We start from the raw sequence: 15,729 nt of genomic DNA on the forward strand, positions 1-15,729 counted from the left end.
TTACATGACTGAGATCGCGACAGGGGGCGGCGCCTTCCGGCTGGATCCGAGTCCTTCACGCCGATATGCGGAAGGGCCAACCGGCAGGAAAAAGGGGGCGTTGGACGGGATTGCGGATGGCTCTGCCGAGGCCCCAGTGCAGCCCGTCCTTGAACTCGAGAGCATCTCGTTGACGTTCGGCGGCGTGGCAGCGTTGCGCGAGGTCGATCTCGACGTTGCTCCGGGCGAAATCCTCGCCGTGATCGGACCAAACGGCGCCGGCAAGAGCTCGCTCCTCAATATCGTCTCCGGGCTTTACCGGCCCAATCTGGGGGCAGTGTGGCTTGGCGAGGAGGCCTTTCGCGAGGTGCCGGCGGCAAGGCTTGCAGCCCTTGGCGTGGCACGGACTTTTCAGAACCTTGCCCTCTTTAAGGGACTTTCGGTCTTTGACAACGTGCTGATGGGGCTCGCCCACCGCGAACATGTCGGGTTTCTGCGGCAGATCATCGGCTCGCCGCTGGCCCGGCGGATCGATGCAGAAAACCGTGCTGCTGCGGATGACGTGATCAGGGTACTGCGTCTGGCAGAGGTTCGCGATTGCCCCGCAGGAGCACTCCCCTACGGCGTGCAGAAGCGGGTTGAGCTGGCGCGGGCGCTGGTCGCCAGGCCGAAGCTCCTGCTGCTCGACGAGCCGTTCGCGGGCGTAACTCTCGCCGAAAAGCGGGAGCCGTCGCAGCATGTGCGCAATGCCCGTAGCATTTTTGGTGCGGCAATCGTCCTGATCGAGCATGACGTCGGCGTGGTGATGGAGCTGTCCGATCGCGTGGCCGTGCTCGATCACGGGCGAAAGATCGCAGACGGCAGGCCCGGCGAGGTCCGCGCAAATCCAGCAGTGATCGATGCCTATCTTGGTGTTGCACACACCGACGAGACGGAGCTGGCGATCTGATGTTTGACTATCAGTTTCTGATCGAGGTGATGATCGGTGGCCTGCTTTCAGGGGTCATGTACTCCCTGGTCGCAATCGGGTTCGTCCTGATCTACAAGACCTCAGGGATACTCAATTTTGCACAGGGCGCGATGCTGTTGTTCGCAGCTCTGACGTTCGTCAGTCTGCTGGAGCGTGGCACGCCATTCCTTGGAGCACTCGCCGCGACGCTGGTCGTCATGGTTGTGCTTGGCATTGCCACCGAGCGCGCGGTGCTGCGGCCGCTGGTCAACCAGCCGCCTACCACGCTCTTCATGGCGACGCTCGGGCTGTCCTATGTCATTGAAGGCGCAGCCCAGCTTCTCTGGGGGACGCAGGTGCATGGCCTCGACATCGGCATCAGCGATACCCCGTTCGAGCTGGCCGGCGTCCTTATCAGCCGGTTAGACCTGTTTGCGGCGGCGGTTGCCGGCAGCCTGGTTGCGCTGTTTGCGCTGTTCTTTCGCTACACCCGCACCGGGCTGGCGTTTCGCGCCGTCGCAGATGATCAGTTTGCAGCGCTTGCGGTCGGCTTGCGGTTGCCACGGGTTTGGTTCGCGGTCTGGACTGCCTCGGGGCTCGTGGCCCTGGTCGGAGGACTCCTGTGGGGCGCGCGGCTCGGTGTGCAGTTCTCCCTTTCGCTCGTCGTCTTAAAGGCGCTCCCGGTATTGGTTCTCGGCGGCTTCGACTCGCTGGCCGGTGCGATCGTCGGCGGCCTTTTGGTGGGCGCCATCGAGAAGCTGGCCGAGGTCTACGTTGGACCGTTCTTTGGCGGTGGCATCGAAGTCTGGGGGGCCTATGTTGCAGCCCTCGCGCTCTTGTTGATCCGGCCGTCGGGCCTGTTCGGGCAGAAGCTGGTGGAGAGGGTGTAGGCCATGTCGGCTCTCGCTTCCGCCAAATCGGCCTGGTTGTCCGGCGAGGCCCTGTGGATCGTCCTCGTGACCGTGTCGGCCTACGGCATCGTTCCGCTTGCGGGCACCGACTACCTGCTCGATGCCGTACTCACGCCCTTCCTGGCACTGTCGCTTGCCGCCGTCGGGCTCAATGTGCTGACCGGCTATGCCGGTCAGGTCTCGCTTGGCTCAGCCGCCTTTCTCGCAGTCGGTGCCTACGCCGCCTACAATCTTCACCTTCGCGTTCCGGCATTGCCGCTGCTCATCGATCTGGTTCTCGCAGGAGGTGTGGCGGCAGCCATCGGCATCGTATTCGGATTGCCGAGCCTGCGGCTGCGCGGCTTCTATCTCGCAGTATCAACGTTGGCCGCTCAATTTTTCGTGCAATGGGCTCTGACCAAATTCAGCTGGTTCTCCAACGATAGTCCATCCGGGGTGATCGACGCGCCTGTTCTCACCCTCGGCAGCATCGAGTTCAGGAGCGCCGGCGAACGTTACCTTTTTTCGCTGACAATCGTCCTCGTTTTGACCCTGCTGACGCTGCGATTGCTGCGTTCTCAATCCGGCCGCAACTTCGTCGCGGTCCGTGACCATGAGATCGCGGCCAAAGTGATCGGGGTGCCGCTGCTGCGCACCAAGCTGCTGGCCTTCGGTTTCTCGTCCTTTCTCATTGGCGTTGCGGGCGTACTTTGGGCATTCGCCTATTTGCGTACGGTCGAGCCAGCCGGGTTCAATCTCGATCGCTCTTTCCAGATCCTGTTCATCATCATCATCGGCGGCCTTGCCTCCTTGCGCGGCGCTTTCATCGGCGCTGCCTTCATCGTCGTGTTTCCACTTTTGCTGTCGCGGATCGGTGCCGCGTTGCTCGGCCACGTGTTCGATTCGGGTGTTTTAGAGATGTGCCAGCGCATCGTGATCGGCGCACTAATCATCGCATTTCTGATCGCCGAACCGCGCGGCCTCATTGCCCTCTGCGATCGTGCCCGGGCCGCTATCTGGCCAGCCAGGCGCCCAGCCCTTCCAAATTGAGATTCACCTGAAACACAGGAGCTTACGATGAACGTCATGAGACATCTGAAGGTCACGATGGCTGCGGCGCTTGCCGTCGGTTTGACAACTCCGTTGGCCGCACGCGCCGACGAGCAATTCTTTCCACTGCAAAGCTACCGGGTCGGCCCCTATGCCGCCGGAGGGACCGGTTTTTTCGGAGGCTTCATCGACTATCTTAATCTGATCAACATCCGGGATGGCGGCGTCAACGGTGTCAAGCTCACCTGGGCCGAAGGTGAGACCCAGTACGAAGTCGAGCGCGGCGTTGAGGTCTACGAACGGCTAAAGAGCCGTCCTGGGATTGCAGCCTGGAACCCGCTGTCCGTCGGCATCGCCTACGCCATGATCGACCGCATCACCAAGGACCAGGTGCCGCTGATCACCATCAATCACGGCCGTACCGACTCCACCGACGGCCGCGTGTTCCCCTATGTCTTTCCTCTTCTTCTCAATCCGTACAGTGAAACCTCGGGAATCGTGAACTATCTCGCCTCGAGAGAGGGCGGCCAGGACAGGCTTAAGGGTAAGAAGATCGTCGTGCTCTATCACGGTTCGCCCTACGGCAAGGAGACGATCGCGATCTACAAGCTGTTGGCCGATAAATACGGCTTTGAGCTCGAGCAGATCGAAGTCCCGCACCCCGGCAACGAGCAGCAATCGCAATGGCTCTCGATCCGAAAGACCAAGCCGGACTATGTGGTCCTGCGCGGGTGGGGGGTCATGAACCCGGTGGCGTTGAAGACCGCGCAAAAGGTCGGATTCCCTGCCGACCACATCATCGGCAATGTCTGGTCCAACTCCGAAGAGGATGTTATTCCTGCCGGCGATGCGGCCAAGGGCTACATCGCGATCACGACCCAGGCCTCCGGCGCCGAATATCCTGTGCTCCAGGAGGTAATCAAGACCGTCTATGGTGCGAACAAAGGCAATCTCGAGGACACGAAGCGCATCGGCAGCGTCTATCACAACCTCGGAATCGTAAACGGTATCTTGAATGTCGAGGCGATCCGGATTGCACAGGCAAAATTCGGCAAGCGCACGCTAACAGGCGATGAAGTCCGATGGGGGTTTGAACACCTGGCGCTCGATACGGCGCGCGTAGAGGCCCTGGGCGCAAAGGGGCTGTTCCATTCGATCAACGTCACCTGGGACAATCACGAGGGCGATGGCCGCGTCACCTTTCAGCAGTGGGACGGCACCAAATGGAAGGTGGTTTCGGACTGGATCGCGCCGGACTGGGCATTCCTCCGGCCGATCATCGAGAAATCTTCCGCCGCTTACGCAAAGGAGCACGGCATCAAGATCCGCAGCTCCGGGAATGAGTCAGTGAGCCAGTAAGGCGAAGCTCAAGACCTGCGGGCGCCCCCGGCTCCCGCAGGTCTTGCAGAGGACAAACCAGCGCATGAGCGACGTTCTACTTTCTGTCGAGGGGCTGACCGCGACCTATCATGACGCGATCGAGGCCGTGAATGGCGTCTCGACCACCGTCCGCAGCGGGGAAATCGTTGCGCTCCTTGGAGCCAACGGTTCCGGCAAGTCCACGACGCTTCAAGCAATCTCGGGGCTGCTTCCGGCTCGGCGCGGTCAGGTCTCGGCTGGGCGCCTTGTCTTCGATGACCTGGACATCAGAGGCGTTGCTCCAGCAGAGCTGGTCCGATCCGGGATCGTTCCGGTGCTCGAAGGCCGGCATTGTTTCCCTTCCCTGACGGTCGAAGAGAACCTGATCACGGGTAGTCTTGGCCGGGACGCAAAATCCCAAGAAATTCGCGCGGGGCTCGACGAGATCTACCACCTTTTTCCGCGCCTGAAGTATCATCGCAACTCAATCTCAGGTCTTACCTCAGGCGGCGAGCAGCAGATGACGGTGATCGGCCGGGCGCTGATGTCGCGTCCGCGGTTGCTGCTGCTGGATGAACCATCCATGGGGCTAGCGCCGCTCGTCGTCGAAAGCATTTTCCGAATCCTCAAGCAGCTCAACCGGGAGCAGGGCCTGTCTATTCTAGTTGCGGAGCAGAATTCGACAGTTGCGCTGCGCTTTGCCCACCATGCGGTCGTGCTTGAGAACGGGCGCAGCGTACTGTCCGGTCCATCGGATCAATTGCGCAACCGTGACGATATCAAGGCGCTCTACCTCGGCGATGCGCCACAAACGGATATGACCGAGAGACCGCCCGCTCATGCCGTCGCAACACTTTGATCAATACAGGAGAAAAGAGAGATGGCCGACAATCTTGCACATAAAACCGACTCTGACATTTATTCCCGGCTGGATGTCGTGATCGATGCCACTGTAAAGGTCAATGCCGATCGCAATGATCTAGAAAGCCGGTTTCCAAGAGAGAACCTGAAAGCCTTGGCAGACGCTGGCTGGACCGGTGTCCTCAACGAGCCACGCTTTGGCGGCCTCGGTCTTGGTCATATTGAATTTGCTGAAGCCGCTCACCGCATCGGACAGGCTGACGCATCGACCGGCCTCGTTTACGTCATGCATGTCGGCGCTGTTCAGACGATCAACCTGTTCGGCAGTGATGACCAGAAGCAGCGTTGGCTGAAGGCGAACAATGGCGCACTGCTCGGTACTTACTCGACGAGTGAACGCGCCACCGGGGGACATTGGTGGTATAATCTGTCGGAGTCCTCCCGCGACGGTGACTACTATCTTCTCAACGCCGAGAAATCGTTCACCACGAGTTCCGGCCAGGCTGACTTCTATGTCGTTCAGACGCGCAGCCCTGGGGCCAAGGACCAGACAGACATCGTGTTCTTCATCGTCGACGGCAAGTCCGAGGGTATCCAATCCAAGCCTTGGGATGCGCTCGGGGTTCGCGGCAATCACTCAGGACCGATTCGCTACAACAACGTGCGAGTGCCGCAGCGTGACCGACTCGGAATCGAGGGGCAGGGCAAGGAGATCATCTACGATGGCGTATCGCCGGTCTATCTGATCGGCCTCGGCGCTGTCTGGGAAGGCGTCGCCCGAGGCGCATTGAACGCAGCCGTCAAGCACGCGACGAGTTTCGTCCATAAGGACCGAAACAAGAGCCTGTCGGACTACCAGGCCATCCGGCAGGAGCTGGGTGCGGCAAAAGTCCTCGTCGAGACATTGCGGCCCTGGCGGCTGGAGCTTGCCGGACGGCTAGACGAGCTCTGGCGGGCCGGTAAGCCGCAGAGCGAGATCCTGATTCCTCTGACCGAGTTCAAGGTCCATGCCGCCGAAGTTGCCAACAAGGTCGCGGCAATCGCGCTCACCGTCACGGGAGGTTACGGTTACCACCGCGGGCCGATCGAGCGTGCCTTCCGTGACGCGCGTGCGGCGATCGCCATGGGGCCGTCGAATGTGATTGCTCGCGACTGGATCGGCAAGGCGCTCGTCGGCCTTCCGCTCGAACTATTCTATGAGGGCGGTGAGTAGCTCCAGGCATCTTGAGCGGCCCGCCGGCGATTGTTTGTTCGGACCCCTTCCGATTATCGCAAGAGCATCGCCGCGCCTGCTCGTTGCGAGCTTGGATAGGCCGGTCAACCGAGAGGAGGGCGGGCCGACGCACGATTCGAAATGGATTGCGTCAGACTTACGGCGCACAAAGCGCTATCCGGATAGCGGCCGACCTTTCGCAATCCCGGCAGAATTGGCTAGTCCGTCCTCCCCCCAAAGGCAGTTCTCAACCTCTGACTTGGAACGGACTTGTCGCCGCGCAGCCCATGTCGATGGCTTTGTCGTTACAGACTCGTTGCGTTGCGCGAGGTAAATCATCCTATACGCAGGTTCTCTGCGGACACTTTGCCGGAGCTGCCCGTCTTGCGCTCGAAGCTGATCCGGGCCCCCTCGACAAGGGCGGTGTAGCCCGCCTTCTCGACTGCCCTGATGTGCACGAATACGTCGGCTTCGTCATCATCGGGCTTGATAAAGCCATAGCCCTTTGTCGCGTTGAACCATTTCACGATCCCGGTTGGCACTACAAAATCTCCATCTCAAACAATCGCGATCTAATCATAGTTTGCGAAGGCATCAAAGGCGTGCGGGTAGGCGCTATGCGATGTCGCCGCGGCAGGACAAGCAGCGACCTCGCGTCCGAGCATGGGCTTGCCAATGGGCTAGTTAGCCCGCCCATCGCGCGTCCTTTCGCGTCTACGGCGACGATGACGACCGGAGCCGTGCCCTTGTCGGCCCGGGGCAAGCACCGGAAGCTTACCAACAAGAAGTTTCTCAGCGCTGCCGCCTTCGGGCGGTGGCACCTCGGAGGCAGGTCCGCCCGTCTGTTCCAGCAAAGTAAGAAAGGTCAGCCCTTTTTCCGTGATGATCCAATGTCCGGGTTCTCGCGTGACCAACCCTTGTCCGAAAATGTTGAGATCCGGCGCCCGCGCAGCCAATCGCTTCATACGATCCGCCCAGTCCGGACCGCTGGAGTAGAACACCGCCAAATAATCTTTCAGGACAGCGAGACTCGCACGGCCCCCGGGTTGGCCGGCGAGAATCTTGAGTATCGAGACCTGGAAACTCACTATCTTCAACCAAACGCGGCAGCACCAAAGCACGCACATCTTAGCGGTACCTACCGGCCCGCGCTCAACCTTAAAGTAAGAGGCCGATAAAAATGCTGACGCGGATTCGGCAAATCGGGACGAGACCTTAGACCGTCCTCGTCGATCCGGGCAGGCCCCTTTATCCTTCTCGCGGGGCGGGCTCCCGCATGGCTCCCCCATCCTGTTACTCATCGACCCCACTGGGGTAGACAGCCCATGGCTTGCTGGACGAAACTTGCGCAAAGAGAAACCTAGCCAGGCGAGTTCGATCGATTGCCGCTACGCCGCCCCACTGTGAGACAAGCAAAGGCGGTGAATGTATCAACTTGCCGGGCGTGGCGTTCTTTAGCCACGAACAACAGCGTCGATGAGAATGCAAGAAGTCTCTTCATATCGTAGCCCCAAAACTATCCGCCCAAGAGGTCGCAATTTGCGTCGGGCCAAGGAGACGTTTGCTGCGCTCATCTCGCTTTAACAAAGGAATGCGGCGTATATGCACGAGTTGATGCCGAATCTCGACGCAGCTTAGTTTAGCTGCTCTCTCTGCTGGGCAAGCCTATCTCTTAATTGGCTGAACCCGAGCGACAGTCGGTCGGCAAGCTCCTTATCAAAAGTCCGCTCTCCAAATGCATAAACCATTGCTGGTCGCTATAGCGGCAGTGGCGGCGAGCTTGCGATCAGCACCGTCCCTCGCCCGCGCAGCCTTAACCTGTGCCCATTATTGCGTGACGAGAAGCATCAAACTCGAGGAGCGGCAGAGAATCATGAATGTGATCGATGAGGCGAGCGCCTCGGAGTTACCGCGCGCTTTACACAAATCCTCCCGCCGGTCGTCCTGGATCCTGGCCCTGCTGGTCGTGTGCTTTGGTCTGTGTGCCGCGGGAGCCTATTTTGGGACCAACTTTGGGACCAACTTGGAGACAATATTGGCGAGGTCACCGGCGCATGAGCTTTCGCCAATCCCAGGCTTGTCACCTGAGGATAGGCAGGCTCTGCTAGAGGTTCGATCGGGCCAGCATCGGGCCAGCGATGAAATTGCAGAACTCCAGCAGCATATCGTTGCGCAGCAAACCGATTTGAGACGAATGGCGGACCGCATTGAGGCGCTTACCGCGCAAATCGAATCGCTACAGAACTTATCTGTTTCGGCCTCTGCCGCGGCCTCTGATCCGCCGGTTCTTTCTCCGCCTGTAGCCCGCCCCGTTTTGAGGCCGGCGAAGAGAGCGGCCCAACCCGCTAAACCGGAAGGGCCGATTTCAGTTGGCGGCGCGCCCTTAATCTCCGAGTCAAACTCCAGCCGGCATTGACCCGCAGCCTCGCCCGGGCGGATTTCATTCTTGTAGCGATCCCAGCATTGCGAACCGTGGCCGCACCGCACGATTGAGGAGCCAACAACACTTTCAAAAAGTGTCTTTGCAGGTGATTTCTTGGTGATGCGCTAGCTCGGTTGAGCCCATGTGGCCGCTCAATCAGGACATTCTCTGTCGCTCGCGGCCAGGCGAGAAGTGCAGGCCAGATGACGGGGCCCCTGTCTTTTACGATCGCATCCGGCGATCTCCGCCTCTAACAGTGCGCCTGATCGGCCGAATTTCCGGGGCAGTTCCGAAAGCGGGCCTGCGCGACCTGCTTGTTAAGGGGCAAACGTTCCTCACTGCCTTCATGTTCTCTTTTTGTTCGCATTTGCAGCGACATGTGGTAAAGTGCTGCTGACTGGCTTTGGGCTCGCCCGTACGACGGTGACCTTCGTCATTCGGTTGTGGTTGACCTGAGTTTAACGGCTGAAATGCATGGTGAGATCGGATTGACCTCACTATGGTTGCCTGTGAGGGACGAAGACGGACTGACGGATGGCGCGCGGCGAGCTGATGAAGAAACTATTGGCGAGCTACGGCCGGGACGACGAGTTCCGGGCCGTCGCCGAACAGATCATTCTTGAGGAGGAGCAGAAGAACAACCGCGTTCTGGCACGCTCGCTCCGACAAACCCTCGATCACGCGTCAAGTAGCGCTTCGCAGCGCAAGACGCTGGCGCCGCTGATCCCGTTTCCCGATGCCGCCAACGATTTCGTCGAGAGGATCGCACCCGAGCACACCAAGAGCGATATCGTGCTCAGCAAGACCAATGTGCGGATCTTTACCGGGCTGATGCAGGAATTCCGCCGGGCTGACGATATACGTCGGCATGGATTGCCAGTACGCTCCAAGCTCCTGTTCTGTGGCCCGCCCGGGTGCGGCAAAACCCTGTGCACCGAAATCTTCGCGGGCGAACTCGGCCTGCCATTGTTCGTCGTCAAGATCGATCGCCTGATTTCATCTTATCTTGGCGAGACCGCCGGGAATGTTCGAAAGATATTCGAGTTCGCCCGCAAGCAACCCTGCGTGCTTTTCCTTGACGAATTCGATGCACTGGCGCGATCGCGCGACGACACCAGTGAGCACAACGAGCTGCGGCGGGTGGTCAACAGCCTTCTCATCTTCATCGATCGGATCAAGCCAAAGGGCTTTTTGATTGCGGCCACGAATCTCGACCAGGCCCTCGATCCAGCTGTATGGCGTCGTTTTGACGAAGTGATCTGGTTTGAGAAGCCTGATCGCGAGATGATCGACCGATTCCTGACTATGAAATTCAAGAACGTCAAAATCAGTTTTGATCTGCATCCCCATGCGCGCGAGCTCGAGGGATACTCCTACGCCGAGATCGAACGCATTTGTGTGCAGGCGATCAAAACCGCTGTCATCGAACGTCGCAAGGACGTCGGCGAGCAAGACTTTCGTCATGCGATGGCCGATGAGATTCGCCGCCGCTCCGGAACTTCCCGCTTGCAGCAGTCGGCGCAAGAGCACTGATCATCCGTGGCGCGGTACGATCACCTCCAGCTTCTGCGCTTGCCTGAACGCCTCGAAAGGCGAAAGCATGGAGGTGGTGGAGCGGCGCCCCAGCGCGAAGTCGGCAACCATAGTCAGCGCTTGCGCGCTGAGCTCGACACCGCCATAGCCGAGCAGCAACGCCGCCGACGCCCCGAATTCGTCGACCCGTCCCTGATCTTGCGCGTGCGGATGACTGGCATGACGATGGAGGAGGACTGGGAGCGCCTCGGGTTGACGCTTCTGGCCAGCGACGAAGACAAGACGCTGATCCTGTTTGCCTCGACTGATGACTTGCAAGCCTTTCGCGACCGGCTGCAGGCCTACTCGCTCGGAATACCGCCCGGGCAAGTGGCTCCTTCCTACAGCGGCTTCATCAGCCGCATCGAAAGCATCGGCGCTGTCGAGCCCCGCGATCGCATCGGCGTTCGTTTGCGTGAAGAAGGCTTTAGCAATCCAGCCGATTTTGCTACCGGGCGCAGCCTTGTTCTTGATCTGGAATTGTGGGACGTCGGTCGGCGCGATGTTCGAATGCGCAAGCTCGAGCAGGTTGCCGATTATGTGGATGCACGCGGTGGAGAGGTTCTCGATCGTTACATCGGTCCGTCTATCACTATGCTGCGTGCGCGCATGGCTGGTGACGTCATTCAAGCCCTGCTGGCCGTTGAAGATGTCACGCAGGTCGATTTGCCACCGGAGCCAGATGTTGCAACCGGCGAAGCTCTTGAACTAACCATCGCGGATTTGCCGCAACTGGAGGATATTGCGGGCGAACCGCCCGTCATCGGCATCATCGATAGTGGCGTCAATGATCATCCTCTCCTTCAGGGGGCTATTGTCGGAGCAATCGGCTCTCCCGAACGCCTCGGCAGTGCAGACGATTGGGGGCATGGGACACGCGTTGCGGGCATCGCGCTTTTTGGTGATTTCAAAGATCAGCTGGCAGCCGGCGCACTGATACGAGCAGGCCGCATTGCTTCCGCCAAGGTGGTGAACGACCGGGGACAGTTCGATGAGCGCCGCCTTGTTCCCTCACAGATGCGAGAGGCCCTGACCACGCTTCATGAACGGTTCGGCTGCCGGCTCTTTGTCATCGCGCTCGGTGATCCGAAGCGCCCCTATGACGGCGGGAAGGTGGGCCCGTGGGCTGCAACTCTGGATGAACTCGCCCGCGAGCTCGACGCGGTGATCGTTGTTTCAGCGGGCAATCGCGCGCCCCGCGGTGGCAATCGGCTAGAGCAAGCCATCACGGATTATCCGAGCTATTTGCTTGAGCCAACCAACAGGCTCTGCGAGCCCGCGGGCGCCATGAATGTGCTCACGGTCGGCGCACTTGCTCACGGAGAGGGGGTCGATTCGGACCTTGCAGAGCATCTTCATATTCGTCCCATCACGCGCGCTTTCGAGCCTGCTCCCTTCACGCGGGTCGGGCCGGGGATCGGGGGTGCGCTAAAGCCGGACCTCGTCGATATCGGGGGCACCATGGTATTCGACCCCGCGGTGGGGCGGCTACGTCTTGGCGAGGATTTGGCAACCGCAGGGGTGCTGACCCTGCACCATCGCTTCACGGACCGCCTATTCACGTCAGGTTCCGGCACCTCCTACGCAGCGCCGCGCGTGGCCCACAAGGCCGCGCAAATTCTCAACCGCTTTCCAGCAGCGTCGGCCAATCTGCTCCGCGCGCTGCTGACAGGAGCTGCTCGCGTGCCAGAAGAGGCTCAGCGGCGACTACAGGTGCTCGGCGAGGATGCCGTGCGCTCGGTGTGCGGGAACGGCGCCGTAGATACGGAGCTTGCCGCATATTCGGATGATCACCGCGTTGTTCTATATGCAGAAGACGAATTGGCGATCGATCATTTTGCAATTTATCAGCTACCTGTTCCCGAACCCTTCCAAAGTGGTGGCCGCCGCAGCATCCGGGTGACACTTGCCTTCGATCCTCCGGTGCGGCACACGCGCGCAGACTATGCGGGAATCGGGATGAATTTCCGACTCGTGCGTGGATGTGATCCAGATCTAATCTTCGAACATTTCAGGCGCCGAACCCAGGAGGAGGGGCGTCAGCCTGATCTCGATCCTCGCTACAATTGTGCTCTTGATCCCGGCCCGCGCGAGCGCGAGCGTGGAACGCTTCAAAGTGCCACCGTGACATTCACTCGCGGCACCGAGGCGTATGGCGACAACTACTACCTGGTCGTTCGATGCGAGGGAGGTTGGGCGGCCAGCTTCGAGACGCGCCAACGATTTGCAGTTGTCGTTGAACTCACCCACCAGGCCGAAGTCAGGCTTTACGAGCGCCTGCGTGCTCGTATTCAGCTTTGAGCCTTTTTGGCCGCTCGCCGGTAGCCCCCCAATCTCCATCTGCGCGAAGACCCTGCGAATCTCAAAGTCGTGAGATCGCTCAGAGGGCCCTTACGCAGCAATCAAGGCGACCCGCCTTTCGAGGCTTTTCCGTCACCACGTCCGAGCGATATTTGTCGATCGTGTACTATGCTAGCCGTTTCCCCAATATCCTTAATCAAAAGAGTTATGCGCCGCGTGTTACCGGAAACCGAGGGCTTTGCCTTCCGCTGGATTCGGTGACCAAGACCCTGTTCTCCGGCTGGGCCAGCCAGTCGCTTAGCCCAAGACGGAAATGCCGTTTGACGCTTCCAATCTCCTTCACAATGTCGAAGGCATAAGCAACCCTTTCTATTTCTGGAACCGCAACAACTCGATCCTTAACCGATGTCATCTCGGACACGCTGCAGTCGCTCCTTCCACAGGTACGGCATCACGCATGAACACAACTGCCAGCCCGATGCCGATAAAGCCAATCAAGATTGAGGCCGCAGCCAGGGACATGACGCCACTAATCTCGACAAGGATGCCGCCGAGAAAAGCGCCGATGCCAATTCCTGCAGAGGTTGTCGAGCTGTTCATTGCCAGGACCAGCTTCTGCCTATCTCCGGCCAGACTGAGGAGCCGGTGCTGGATCGGGACCAGATACATGTAACTCACGTTTCCCCAAAGGAAGGCGATGAGCACGGTCAGGGTACTATGCTGTCCGAACTTAACCAAGCCGATTAGCAGGATAAGTTGTGCGCCTGCGGCCGCGATGAGAACTTTATAGGGGCCAAAACGGTCAGTCAGAACTCCGCACGCAGCGTTTCCCGTCACGGCTCCGAAACCGTAGGCAAAGAGCGCGGCCGAGAGCAGCGGCACCCCACCAAGCAGAGAACCGATGATGAAGACGCTCACATAGGAATAAACGATAAACTCGGAAACGACGATGAATAGCGTCACGGAAAGGATACCGTAGATGGTTTTCGGCAAGCCTTTCGCGGTTGGGCCGTCTTCGCGCTCGGGCGCCTTGTCAGGTATTCCAGACATCATCGGTGCGAATATTATCAACGCGAGAAGCCCGGCAATGACGACGAAACCGAATGAGAAGCGCCAGCCGATAGCAGCTGCGATCCAACTTGTGGCAGGAGCGCCCGCAACCTGTGAAACAGTCATGCCGCCGAAGATAAGGGACAACGCCAACCCTTTGCGGGCTGGTGGCAGGAGCTCCGCAGCCAGTGCGGTAGCCGCCGGGGTGAACATTGCCGCACCGTAGGCCGAAATGACGCGACCTGCAGCAAGGGTCACGAAGTTCGGAGCGATCGCGCAGATCAGGTTACCAACGGTGAAAATCGAAGCTGCCAAAATCTGAACATTGCGGCGCCTCGAGGCCTTGAACGTCCAGGCGTTCAGCGGCGCGAAGACGGCGTAGCAGAGCGCGTAAATCGAGATGATCCAGCCCGCCGCGCCGGTTGAAATCGCAAGATCACGAGAGATCACATCAAGCGCCCCAACGATGACGAAGGTGTCCAGGCCGATCGCGAACGCAGCGATCGTCAGAGCGGCAACGGCGAGTTTATTTCGCGGGTCGGGAATGGATGAGGTCATGACGGTGCTCGTTTTCTTGTTGTGATGTCTTTTCGGCAGTACGTCATGCTAGTCATGATAGGGGCGGCGATGATCGTGCGTGAGTAGCGGTGACGCGGTCCGTAGAGTCGCCACGTCGTCAAGACCTCGCCGATCTCCTGCAGGATCTCGAACTTATCGGAATTCGAGAGCCGATCTGCTGTAAGCAACATCCGCATCATACACGCTCTCGAGAGGCTTTTTCGACAACACATCAGAAACTACCAATTATGGTAGTCGCTCTCTGAACCAGGTGACCTCCCGGTAGAGGGTCCTGTCTGAAGATGAAGGTTGCCGAGCTTAAATCAGACACGAGCATTCCCACGACCGGCCCGGCAGTTAGCACCGCTGCGCCGTCGTCATGATCGAAGAGATAACGATCCGGAAGTCCGCGACCAACATCCATCATGACTCCATGCAAGCGGTCAAGAACTTCGCTGCACTTCTCGGACGATCACCCGATAGGGCAAACTTCGAGGAGCTAAGGTGCTATCAGCTGCATGGAGCGTGTTGGTTGCGCGTCAAAATGATCGCTTGCGAAGAAATACTTGACAAAGCCAGATGGAATTATGAACCCGTTCGCATCCGCTCCGATCGGGATGAGTCCAGCAACCAGTCAAATGACTTGCTGCGAGCTTGCGCGATGAATTCCTACAGGTCTTGTTCGTTGCAAATCGGTAGCTTGTCGCGAACAAGCGACGAAAAAATGCACTGTCCAAGCCAGATCGCAGGAACAATGCGCCGAATAGGACTAATCCTTTGCAAGTTATCTGGCGAATCGCGGCCGCCAATCATCAGGGATAGAGGGCATTCCATGCACGATTGCGATCTCGGCACGGGCGGCCTGTTGTTGTCGACTCCTGCGGGCACCGTATTGCTTTGCTCCACATTACTCGCATCAGCATTGATTTAGCGGCGTCCATCATCTGCTCAGCACTGTGTCAAGACTTGGCGATCACCGATCCAGTATGAGGGGGTCCATCGAGGTAGCCCATACTCACCCACGCGCGAGTCGATCGGCTGCTGGCGCTATTCGTTTGGTTTTAGAACGAAGGGCAGATCGGGAAGGGTCCACGCCCGCCTAGGATTGCTAGCCGTTCGAAAAGTGCATTGCTTATCGACCGAGTGCTCAGGAACGAGCTAGTCAACCACTCGGATGAACGGGCAAAACGGTGATCCGGCGGCCAACGAAGAGTCCGGAAATGATCTCTGAGGGCTGACATTTCATTCCGCGTCGCGAAGGGCGGAGCCAACAAGTCCGAAACACTTGTTTTAACGTGTCATGCTGGACAAGGCTCGCTGACCTATGGCTTTGATTGCACGCGGGAACATGGGACCGTATCCGCTCGCTCTAGCGGTCTCCGCCCGCCGGTGCGCGCCGTGAAGCCGCGTCATCTCGCGATGAGCGCGTCTGATGAGGCCGCGTTCGAAGCAAAGGCCGGCAACGAATGACGCGGCGAGCGCGAGAATGCAGCCGAAATAGCTGTCGATCGGCTTGCAAATTTGA

11 protein-coding genes are annotated in these 15,729 nt (G+C 59.2%); 8 read left to right on the forward strand and 3 right to left on the reverse strand.

Annotated elements, in window-relative coordinates; genetic code table 11:
- Positions 1 to 4 precede the first annotated feature (4 nt).
- The 6 genes from GGD61_RS24625 to GGD61_RS24650 all read left to right on the forward strand — a co-directional run bounded on the left by GGD61_RS24625 (position 5) and on the right by GGD61_RS24650 (position 6,301).
- The gene (locus GGD61_RS24625) at positions 5 to 928 is read left to right on the forward strand and encodes an ABC transporter ATP-binding protein (protein WP_183231347.1); all 924 of its coding nucleotides are present in this window, start codon (positions 5 to 7) and stop codon (positions 926 to 928) included.
- Positions 928 to 1,818 (forward strand): branched-chain amino acid ABC transporter permease, encoded by an 891-nt coding sequence (locus tag GGD61_RS24630; RefSeq protein ID WP_183231348.1) that lies wholly within the window; start codon positions 928 to 930, stop codon positions 1,816 to 1,818. The genes GGD61_RS24625 and GGD61_RS24630 overlap by 1 nt, the downstream gene beginning before the upstream one ends.
- Before the next feature lie 3 nt (positions 1,819 to 1,821).
- Positions 1,822 to 2,868 (forward strand): branched-chain amino acid ABC transporter permease, encoded by a 1,047-nt coding sequence (locus GGD61_RS24635; RefSeq protein WP_183231349.1) that lies wholly within the window; start codon positions 1,822 to 1,824, stop codon positions 2,866 to 2,868.
- 57 nt (positions 2,869 to 2,925) lie between these two features.
- Positions 2,926 to 4,227, forward strand: a complete 1,302-nt coding sequence (locus GGD61_RS24640; RefSeq protein ID WP_246786008.1) for an ABC transporter substrate-binding protein — start codon at positions 2,926 to 2,928, stop codon at positions 4,225 to 4,227.
- A 64-nt stretch (positions 4,228 to 4,291) separates the two neighbouring features.
- Complete coding sequence (locus GGD61_RS24645; RefSeq protein ID WP_183231351.1) at positions 4,292 to 5,086, forward strand: ABC transporter ATP-binding protein; 795 nt, start codon at positions 4,292 to 4,294, stop codon at positions 5,084 to 5,086.
- Between the two features lie 21 nt (positions 5,087 to 5,107).
- The gene (locus tag GGD61_RS24650) at positions 5,108 to 6,301 is read left to right on the forward strand and encodes an acyl-CoA dehydrogenase family protein (protein WP_183231352.1); all 1,194 of its coding nucleotides are present in this window, start codon (positions 5,108 to 5,110) and stop codon (positions 6,299 to 6,301) included.
- Positions 6,302 to 6,636: 335 nt separating this feature from the next.
- On the opposite strand, the gene GGD61_RS24655 is transcribed toward GGD61_RS24650, so the two are convergent.
- A complete protein-coding gene (locus tag GGD61_RS24655; RefSeq protein WP_183231353.1) occupies positions 6,637 to 6,843 on the reverse strand; it encodes a cold-shock protein in 207 nt (68 codons plus the stop codon).
- 2,414 nt (positions 6,844 to 9,257) lie between these two features.
- Here GGD61_RS24655 and GGD61_RS24660 point away from each other — a divergent pair.
- Positions 9,258 to 10,256, forward strand: coding sequence for an AAA family ATPase (locus GGD61_RS24660; RefSeq protein WP_183231354.1), 999 nt, complete (start codon positions 9,258 to 9,260; stop codon positions 10,254 to 10,256).
- Here GGD61_RS24660 and GGD61_RS24665 read toward each other — a convergent pair whose 3' ends face one another.
- Complete coding sequence (locus GGD61_RS24665; protein ID WP_183231355.1) at positions 10,257 to 10,415, reverse strand: hypothetical protein; 159 nt, start codon at positions 10,413 to 10,415, stop codon at positions 10,257 to 10,259.
- 60 nt (positions 10,416 to 10,475) lie between these two features.
- Here GGD61_RS24665 and GGD61_RS24670 point away from each other — a divergent pair, with 60 nt between their 5' ends.
- The gene (locus GGD61_RS24670) at positions 10,476 to 12,596 is read left to right on the forward strand and encodes a S8 family peptidase (protein ID WP_246786009.1); all 2,121 of its coding nucleotides are present in this window, start codon (positions 10,476 to 10,478) and stop codon (positions 12,594 to 12,596) included.
- Positions 12,597 to 13,004: 408 nt separating this feature from the next.
- On the opposite strand, the gene GGD61_RS24675 is transcribed toward GGD61_RS24670, so the two are convergent.
- Positions 13,005 to 14,204 (reverse strand): MFS transporter, encoded by a 1,200-nt coding sequence (locus GGD61_RS24675; RefSeq protein WP_183231356.1) that lies wholly within the window; start codon positions 14,202 to 14,204, stop codon positions 13,005 to 13,007.
- Between the last annotated feature and the right edge of the window lie 1,525 nt (positions 14,205 to 15,729).

It is taken from the genome of Bradyrhizobium sp. SBR1B (genome assembly GCF_014198205.1).
In the GTDB taxonomy this organism is placed as follows: domain Bacteria; phylum Pseudomonadota; class Alphaproteobacteria; order Rhizobiales; family Xanthobacteraceae; genus Bradyrhizobium.

Coding starts and splice junctions, on each gene's coding strand:
- GGD61_RS24625 (WP_183231347.1), top strand. CDS start 5: ATGACTGAGATCGCGACAGGGGGCGGCGCCTTCCGGCTGGATCCGAGT.
- GGD61_RS24630 (WP_183231348.1), top strand. CDS start 928: ATGTTTGACTATCAGTTTCTGATCGAGGTGATGATCGGTGGCCTGCTT.
- GGD61_RS24635 (WP_183231349.1), top strand. CDS start 1,822: ATGTCGGCTCTCGCTTCCGCCAAATCGGCCTGGTTGTCCGGCGAGGCC.
- GGD61_RS24640 (WP_246786008.1), top strand. CDS start 2,926: ATGGCTGCGGCGCTTGCCGTCGGTTTGACAACTCCGTTGGCCGCACGC.
- GGD61_RS24645 (WP_183231351.1), top strand. CDS start 4,292: ATGAGCGACGTTCTACTTTCTGTCGAGGGGCTGACCGCGACCTATCAT.
- GGD61_RS24650 (WP_183231352.1), top strand. CDS start 5,108: ATGGCCGACAATCTTGCACATAAAACCGACTCTGACATTTATTCCCGG.
- GGD61_RS24660 (WP_183231354.1), top strand. CDS start 9,258: ATGGCGCGCGGCGAGCTGATGAAGAAACTATTGGCGAGCTACGGCCGG.
- GGD61_RS24670 (WP_246786009.1), top strand. CDS start 10,476: ATGACGATGGAGGAGGACTGGGAGCGCCTCGGGTTGACGCTTCTGGCC.
- GGD61_RS24675 (WP_183231356.1), bottom strand. CDS start 14,204: ATGACCTCATCCATTCCCGACCCGCGAAATAAACTCGCCGTTGCCGCT.